This window comes from Streptomyces graminilatus (genome assembly GCF_001418565.1).
In the GTDB taxonomy this organism is placed as follows: Bacteria; Actinomycetota; Actinomycetes; order Streptomycetales; family Streptomycetaceae; genus Streptomyces; species Streptomyces graminilatus.
Genome location: NZ_LIQQ01000103.1, coordinates 1 through 8,671 on the forward strand (window position 1 = coordinate 1; position 8,671 = coordinate 8,671).

The 8,671-nt window shown below is 72.4% G+C and carries 1 protein-coding gene; it reads right to left on the minus strand.

Features of this window, described 5'->3' with window-relative positions:
- Positions 1-8,669 (minus strand): type I polyketide synthase (locus AOK08_RS47180; protein WP_479683316.1); only part of this gene is annotated, 8,669 nt, incomplete at its 3' end.
- Between the last annotated feature and the right edge of the window lie 2 nt (positions 8,670-8,671).

The window sequence follows — 8,671 nt, forward strand, 5'->3', positions numbered from 1 at the left end:
GGGGTGGGGTGGTCGAAGACGAGGGTGGCGGGCAGCCGCAGTCCGGTCGCCGCGCCCAGGCGGTTGCGCAGTTCGGTCGCCGTCAGCGAGTCGAACCCGAGGTCCTTGAACGGCCGGTCCGGGGTGAGGACGTCCGGTGTCGCGTGCCCGAGAACAGCGGCGGCGTGCACCCGTACGAGGTCCACCAGGGCGTCCTGGCGTTCCACCTCGGTGAGTCCACCGAGGCTGTCCCGCAGCCGGGCGGCGGTCTCGTCGGCCTCCGCCCCGTCGCCGGGGCCGTCCTGGCCGCCGCCCCGCAGGGCGTCGGCGGCCTCGGGGATCTCCTCGATCAGCGGGCGGCGCCGGGACAGGGCGTAGACGGGCGCGAACCGCCGCCAGTCCATGTCGGTCACGGCGAGTGTGGTCTCGTCGTGACCGACCGCGTCCCGCATGATCTCGATGGCCAGCTCGGGCTGCATCTGCCGTACGCCCATCATCTCCAACTGGCCCGCGACGGCCTCGGAGCCCTCCAGCATGCCTCCGCCGGCCCAGCCTCCCCAGGCGAGCGAGGTGGCGCGCAGCCCTCGGGCGCGGCGCTGGTGGGCCAGGGCGTCGAGGTACGCGTTGGCGGCGGCGTACGTGCCGTTGCCCGCGCTGCCCCAGATCGCCGCGCCGGACGAGAAGAGCACGAACGCGTCGAGGTCGAGCCCGGCGGTGAGTTCGTCCAGGTGACGGGCGCCGTCCACCTTGGCCGTGGTGCCGCCGGTCAGTTCCTCCGGCTCGATGGACAGCGCGTCGGAGAAGGTGGCGACCCCGGCGGCGTGAACGACGGCGGTGAGCGGGGTGTCCTGCGGGATGTCCGCCAGTACGGCGGCCAGCGCGTCCCGGTCGGCCACGTCACAGGCCGCGAGGGTCACGCGTGCCCCCAACGCCTCCAGTTCCCTGCCCAGTTCGGCCGCGCCCGGAGTGGTGGCGCCACGACGGCCGGCCAGGACCAGGTGCTCCGCCCCCTCGGTGGCCAGCCAGCGGGCGACATGCGCGCCGACCCCGCCGGTACCGCCCGTGACCAGGACCGTTCCCCTCGGCTGCCACGCGCGGACCGGCTCACGTCCGGTCGGCACGGCTCGCACCAGCCGTCGTACGTAGACTCCCGACTCCCGAACGGCGACCTGGTCCTCGCCGGTCGCGGCGGCCCCGAGGACGGTGGCGAGGGAGCTGCCCGCGCCGTCGCTCCATTCGGCGGGCAGATCGACGAGGCCGCCCCACCAGTTCGGCTCCTCCAGGCCGACCACCTGGCCGAGCGCCCACAGTTGCGCCGCTTCCGGGAGCACCGCGTCGTCGGGGGTGACGGCGGCGGCGCCCTGGGTCAACCACCACAGGGGTGCCTTCACGTCGGCCGCGTGCAGCTCCTTCAGGAGTGCCACGGCCTCGTCGAGGGAGGCCGGGGCGGCGATCACGCCCGCGTAGTCGCCGGGGACGACACCTGCCGCGACCTCGGTCTCCGCCCCGGCGGTCCGTAGCGCTTCGGCGACACCGTCCGGCGTGGAGATCAGCAGCCAGCGTCCGGTCAGCGGCTGATCATCAGCACCAGGGCTCCGACGCCATACGACGCGATAGCGCCAGGAGTCCGAGGCCCGGCCGGCGGTACCGGCGGCCAGGGTGAACTCGGGCCAGTAGCGCTCGTGTTGGAAGGCGTACGTCGGCAGCTCGACCCGTCGCGCACCACTCCCCGCGAACCACTCCGTCCAGTCGACCGTCGCGCCGTGGACATACGCCTCGCCCAGCGACAGCAGCAGCCGCTCCGGGCCGCCCTCGCCACGGCGGAGCGTTCCGGTGACCGCGACCTCCCGGCCCACCGACTCCGCCGTCTCCTGGACGGCAGCCGTCAGGACAGGGTGGGGGCTGATCTCTACGAACAGGCGGTGCCCGGCCTCGACCAGGCCTGTCACGGTTTCTTCGAGACGGACCGTCGAGCGGAGGTTGCGGTACCAGTACTCGGCGTCCAGACCAGCCGTGTCGAGACGCTCGGCAACGACCGTCGAGTGGAAGGGAACATGAGCGGGTGCGGGCGACAACTCGCCCAGCAGTGAGTGGAGTTCGTCGCGGATGCCCTCCACCTGCGCGGAGTGCGAGGCGTAGTCCACGTCAACACGCCTGGCACGCGCGCCCCGGGCGATCGCCTCGGCGATCACCGAGTCCAGCCCCTCAGGCGTACCGGCCACCACGACCGAGGAGGGGCCGTTCACGGCGGCGACCTCAACACGGCCGTCCAGCACCGCAGTCAGACCCCGCACCTCATCGACGGGCAGTTGCACGGAAGCCATACCACCCCGACCCGACAGGGCAAGAATCGCCCGCGAACGCAGCGCCACCACACGGGCGCCATCTTCGAGGGACAACGCACCCGCGACCACGGCAGCGGCGATCTCACCCTGCGAGTGACCGACGACGGCGGCCGGTTCGACGCCGTACGAGCGCCACACCTCCGCCAGCGACACCATCACCGCCCACAACACGGGCTGAACGACATCCACCCGAGCCAACTCGACCTCATCGCCCAGCACTTCGGTCAGCGACCAGTCCACGAACCCCGACAGCGCCCGCTCACACTCCGCCATCCGCGCCGCGAACACCGGCGAGGAACCCAAAAGCTCCACCGCCATCCCCACCCACTGCGACCCCTGACCCGGGAACACGAACACCACACCACCGTCACCGGCACGACCCCGCACCACACCAGCGTCCGGCAACCCCTCCGCCAACGCCCTCACACCACGCAACAACCCCTCACGACCACCACCCACCACCACAGCCCGATGCCCCAACACCGCACGCGACGACGCCAAAGAGAGGGCAACGGAGTCGATGGGCAGTTCCGGGTGTTCGGTCAGGTGGTCGTGCAGACGGCGGGCCTGATCACGAAGCGCCGGCGCGGTCGCCCCGGACACCGTCCACGGCACAGGACCCGACAACGGCTCGAACTCTTCGGCCTCTGCGGTCTGTTCCGTCTCTTCGGCCTGTTCGAGGATCACGTGGACGTTCGTCCCGCTGATCCCGAACGACGACACACCCGCGCGCCGTGGACGTCCGGTCTCCGGCCACGCCTGCTCCTCCGTCAGCAACTCCACCGCACCGGAGGACCAGTCCACCTCCGACGACGGCTCACTCACATGCAGGGTCCGCGGAAGGATTCCTTCCCGCAGTGCCATCACCGTCTTCACCACACCGGCCACACCGGACACCGCCTGCGTATGACCGATGTTCGACTTCAACGACCCCACGAACAAAGGCCGTTCACGCTCACCACCGGCGAACACACCCAACAACGCCTGCGCCTCGATCGGGTCACCCAGCCGGGTCCCCGTACCGTGCGCCTCCACCGCGTCCACATCCGACGCCGACAACCCCCCACTCGCCAACGCCTGCCGAATCACCCGCTGTTGCGCGGGACCACTGGGCGCACTCAGACCGTTCGACGCACCGTCCTGATTCGCCGCCGAACCCCGCACCACCGCCAGCACCCGGTGACCGTTCCGCCGCGCATCCGACAACCGTTCCACGACCAGGAACGCGGCGCCCTCGGACCAGCCGGTGCCGTCGGCGTCGTCGGAGAAGGCCTTGCAGCGGCCGTCGGAGGCCAGGCCGCCCTGACGGGCGAACTCGTCGAAGGCGCCGGGTGTGGGCATGACGGCGACACCGCCGACGAGCGCGAGGTCGCACTCCCCTCCTCTGAGGGCCTGTCCGGCGAGGTGGAGGGAGACCAGGGAGGAGGAGCAGGCGGTGTCGACGGTCAGGGCCGGGCCCTCCAGGCCCAGGACGTAGGAGATACGGCCGGACATGACGCTTCCGCTGTTGCCGGTGAGCAGATAGCCGCCCGCGGCGGCGTCGGCGTCGCCGAGGAGGGCTCCGTAGCCGGTGGGTGAGCCGCCGACGAAGACGCCGGTGCGGCTGCCGCGCAGCGACAACGGGTCGATACCCGCGCGCTCCACGGCCTCCCAGGACACTTCGAGCAGCAGTCGCTGCTGGGGGTCCATCGCGAGGGCCTCGCGCGGGGAGATGCCGAAGAACTCCGCGTCGAACCCGGCGACTTCGGAGAGGAAGCCGCCCTGTTGGTCGCCGGAGGCTCCCCAGGCGTCCCAGCCCCGGTCATCCGGTGACGAGGACACCTCGTCGCGGCCCTCGGTGACCAGTCGCCACAGGTCCTCGGGGCCGGTGACGCCGCCGGGGAGCCGGCAGGCCATGCCGACGATCACCAGGGGGTCGTCGGCGTCGACCTGTCGTACGACGACCGTGGGAGCGGCCGTTTCCGGGCCGCCCAGGAGTTCCTGGAGCAGGAGGCCGGCGAGGGCGATGGGGGTGGGGTGGTCGAAGACCATCGTGGCGGGCAGGCGCAGACCGGTCGCCGCGTTCAGGCGGTCGCGCAGTTCGGTCGCCGTCAGCGAGTCGAAACCGAGATCCTTGAACGGGCGGCCGGGCGCGATCTCCGCCACGTCGGAGTGGCCGAGTACGGTCGCCGACCGGGTGCGTACGAGGTCCAGCAGCGTGGCGTGGCGCTCTCCGTCCGTGAGGCCGGTGAGCTTGCGGCGGAGTGTGTCGGCGGGTGTGGCGGTGTCGGTGGGCTCCTCGTCCGCCTCGGGGGTGAGGGCGAGGGCGGCTTCCGGGATGTCCTCGATGAGCGGGCGGCGGCGGGCGCCCGTGTAGACGGGGGTGAAGCGGGACCAGTCCGTGTCGGTGACCGTGAGGGCGGTCTCGCCGTGTTCGACGGCCTCCCGCATGACGGACAGGGCGAGGGCCGGTTCCATCAGCCCGAGTCCCATGCGGGCCAGGGACTGTTCGTCGAGGTCGCCGGCCATGCCCTCGGAGCGCCAGGTGCCCCAGGCCAGTGAGGTGGCGGGCAGACCACGGGTGCGGCGGTCGTGGGCGAGTCCGTCGAGGTACGCGTTCGCGGCGGCGTAGGCGCCCTGGGATCCGCCGCCCCAGGTCGCGGCTCCGGAGGAGAACAGGACGAAGGCGTCCAGGTCCAGGTGGGCGGTGAGTTCGTCGAGGTGCCGGGCGCCGTCCGCCTTGCCTCGGATCACCTCGTCGAGTTCCGCCGTGGTCAGGTCGCGCACCTTGGTGTAGCGGACGATGCCTGCGGCGTGGACGACTGCGGTGAGCGGGGTCTCCTCGGGGATGTCCGCGAGTACGGCGGCCAGCGCTTCGCGGTCGGCGGCGTCACAGGCGGCGAAGGTCACGCGCGCGCCCAACGCCTCCAGTTCCCGGGCGAGTTCGTCGGTTCCGGGCGCGGCGGCGCCGCGACGGCTGGTCAGTACGAGATGCCGGGCGCCGTCGGTGGCCAGCCAGCGGGCGACATGCGCGCCGACCCCGCCCGTACCGCCCGTGACCAGGACCGTGTCCCTCGGCTGCCACGCGCGGACCGGTTCACGTCCGGTCAGGGGCGCCCGTACGAGCCGGCGGGCGAACACGCCCGTGCCGCGCACGGCGAGCTGGTCCTCGCCGCCCGGCGCGGCTCCGAGGAGCGAGGCGAGCGTGGTGCCCGTGGTGTCGTCCCATGCGGCGGGCAGGTCGACGAGACCGCCCCACCAGGACGGCTCCTCCAGGCTCACCACCTGTCCCAGTCCCCACAGTTGCGTGGCGTCGGGTCGCACGGTGTCGTCTCCGGCGACGGCGACCGCGTTCTCCGTCAGCCACCACAGCGGCACCTTGAGTTCCGTGCAGCGCAGTTCCTGTACGAGAGCGACGGCGTCCGCGACGGAGTCCGGCAGGGCCACCACTCCGGTGAAGTCCCCGGGGACGACGCCCGTCGCGATCTCGACGTCGTTGCCCGTGGCCCGCAGTGCTTCGGCCACCCTGGCTCCGGCGTCCTCACGGGACGTGATCAGGAGCCAGCGGCCGGCCGGTGACCCGGTCGTTTCCGGGACGTGGCGGCTCCAGGTGAGGCGGTAGCGCCAGTCGTCGACCTTCCGTCCCCGGCCCACGGCCGAGCCCGCCCGGGGCCAGTAGCGGCGGCGCTGGAAGGGGTACGTCGGCAGGTCCACCCGTCGTGCCCCGGTGCCGGTGAACAGCGCGGGCCAGTCCACGGGGGCGCCGAGCACATGTGCCCGCGCGATGCCGGACAGCAGGGCGCCCGGCTCGTCCCGGTCGCCGCGCAGCGCCGGCACACCGGTCAGGTCCGGCTCGGTCTCCTCGACCATGGACACCAGCGAGCCGTCGGGGCCCAGTTCCAGTACCGTGCCCACGCCCTGGGCGCGTACGGCACGTACTCCGTCGGCGAAGCGGACGGTCGCGCGGATGTGCCGCACCCAGTAGTCCGACGAGCACAGCTCCTCGCCCGCGATCTCCCCGGTCACGTTGGACACGACCGGGATCACCGGGTCCGAGAACTCGACCTCGTTCAGCACGGCGGCGAAGTCGTCCAGCATCGGGTCCATCAGTCCCGAGTGGAAGGCGTGGCTCACCGCCAGCCGCTTCACGCGGCGGCCGTCGGCGGCGAACCGGTCCGCCACCTCCCGTACGGTGTCCTCCGCGCCCGAGAGGACGAGGGACGAGGGCCCGTTGACGGCGGCGATCCAGACGTCGGCCGTTTCCGGCACCTCCGTCTCCGCCGCCTCGACGGCCCACATCGCGCCGCCCTCGGGCAGCGCCCGCATCAGCCGTCCGCGCGCCGCGACGACCCGGCAGGCGTCGGCGAGCGACCACACGCCTGCCACATGGGCGGCGACCAGTTCGCCCAGCGAGTGCCCGAACACCACGTCGGCGCGTACGCCCCAGGACTCGGTCAAGCGGTACAGCGCGACTTCCAGGGCGAACAGCGCGGGCTGCGCCCAGCCCGTGGAGCGCAGCAGTTCCGGGGAACCGGCGAACACCGTCTCCTTGAGCGGGCCCGGCAGCAGTCCCTCGAAGGCGGCGCACACCTCGTCGAAGGCAGCGGCGAACACCGGGAACGCCTCGTACAACTGTGCGCCCATGCCGATCCGCTGGGAGCCCTGGCCGGAGAACACCAGCGCGAGGCCGCCCTCGGACCCGGTGGCGCGGAACAGTCCCGGCGCGTCCTCGCCTTCGATGAGGGCGCGCAGTCCGGCGGTCAGGCCGGGCAGGTCGGTGGTGACGACGGCCGCGCGGTGGTCCATGCGGCCACGGGTGGTGGCAAGCGAGTAGGCGAGGTCGGGCAGTGACAGGCCGGGGTGGTCTTCGAGGTGGCCGAGGAGACGGACGGCCTGTTCGCGGAGGGCGGCCTCGCCGCGTGCGCTGAAGGTGACGGGTACGGCGGGAAGGGGACGGGCGGTGTCGTCGGCGGCGGTCTCCGGCGCGTCCTCGGGGGCCTGTTCGAGGATGACGTGGGCGTTGGTGCCGCTGATCCCGAACGACGAGACACCGGCCCGGCGGGGCCGTCCCGTCTCCGGCCAGGTCTGTTCCTCGGTGAGGACCTCGACGGCGCCCTCGGACCAGTCCACCTGCCGGGTGGGCGCGGTGACGTGGAGAGTGCGGGGCAGTACTCCCCGCTGGAGTGCCATGACGGTCTTGATGACGCCCGCCACTCCGGCGGCGAACTGGGTATGTCCGATGTTCGACTTGACGGAGCCGACCCACAACGGCCGCTCCGGCGGGCGCCCTTGGCCGTACGTGGCGAGCAGGGCCTGTGCCTCGATCGGGTCGCCCAGCCGGGTTCCCGTGCCGTGTGCCTCGACCGCGTCGACGTCTGCTGGGGTGAGGCCGGCGCTTGCCAACGCCTCGCGGATCACGCGCTGTTGGGAGGGTCCGTTCGGTGCGGTGAGCCCGTTGGACGCGCCGTCCTGGTTGACCGCCGTGCCCCGTACGACGGCGAGCACCTGGTGGCCGTTGCGGCGGGCGTCGGACAGCCGCTCGACGACCAGTACGCCGGCGCCCTCGCCCCAGCCGGTGCCGTCGGCCTCGTCGGAGAACGCCTTGCAGCGGCCGTCCGAGGCGGATCCGCCCTGGCTGTCGAACTCGCCGTAGATGGTGGGGGTGGTCATGACGAGGACGCCGCCGACGAGGGCGAGGTCGCATTCGCCAGAGCGCAGGGAGCGGCCCGCGAGGTGGAGGGCGACCAGGGACGAGGAGCAGGCGGTGTCGATGGTGAGGGCGGGGCCCTCAAGTCCCAGCAGGTAGGCGATCCTGCCGGACATGATGCTGGCGGGCAGGCCGGTGATGGCGTAGCCGTCGGTGTCCTCGGGCGATTCGGCGAGGAGGGCGCCGTACTCCTGGGGGGCGCCGCCGACGAAGACTCCGGTGCGGCTGCCGCGCAGGGCCGAGGGGTTGATGCCCGCGCGCTCCACGGCCTCCCAGGACACTTCGAGCAGCAGTCGCTGCTGCGGGTCCATGGCCAGGGCCTCGCGGGGCGAGATGCGGAAGAACCCGGCGTCGAAGTCCGCGGCGGTGTCGAGGAAGGCGCCTTGGTGGCGGGGGTCGAAGGTGGCGCGCTGTTCCCAGCCGCGTCCGGCGGGCGGGCCGGTCATGGCGTCGCGGCCTTCGGCGACGAGCTTCCACAGTTCCTCGGGGCTGTCGGCGCCGTCGGGGAAGCGGCAGCCGATACCGACGATCGCCAGGGGTTCGGCGGCGGCGGAGGTGAGCCGGTGGTTCTGCTTGCGCAGGCGGTCGTTCTCCACCAAGGAGGCGCGCAGTGCGTCGATGACCTCGTCGAGGGATGTGTTCATGCCTCTGGCTCCCACTG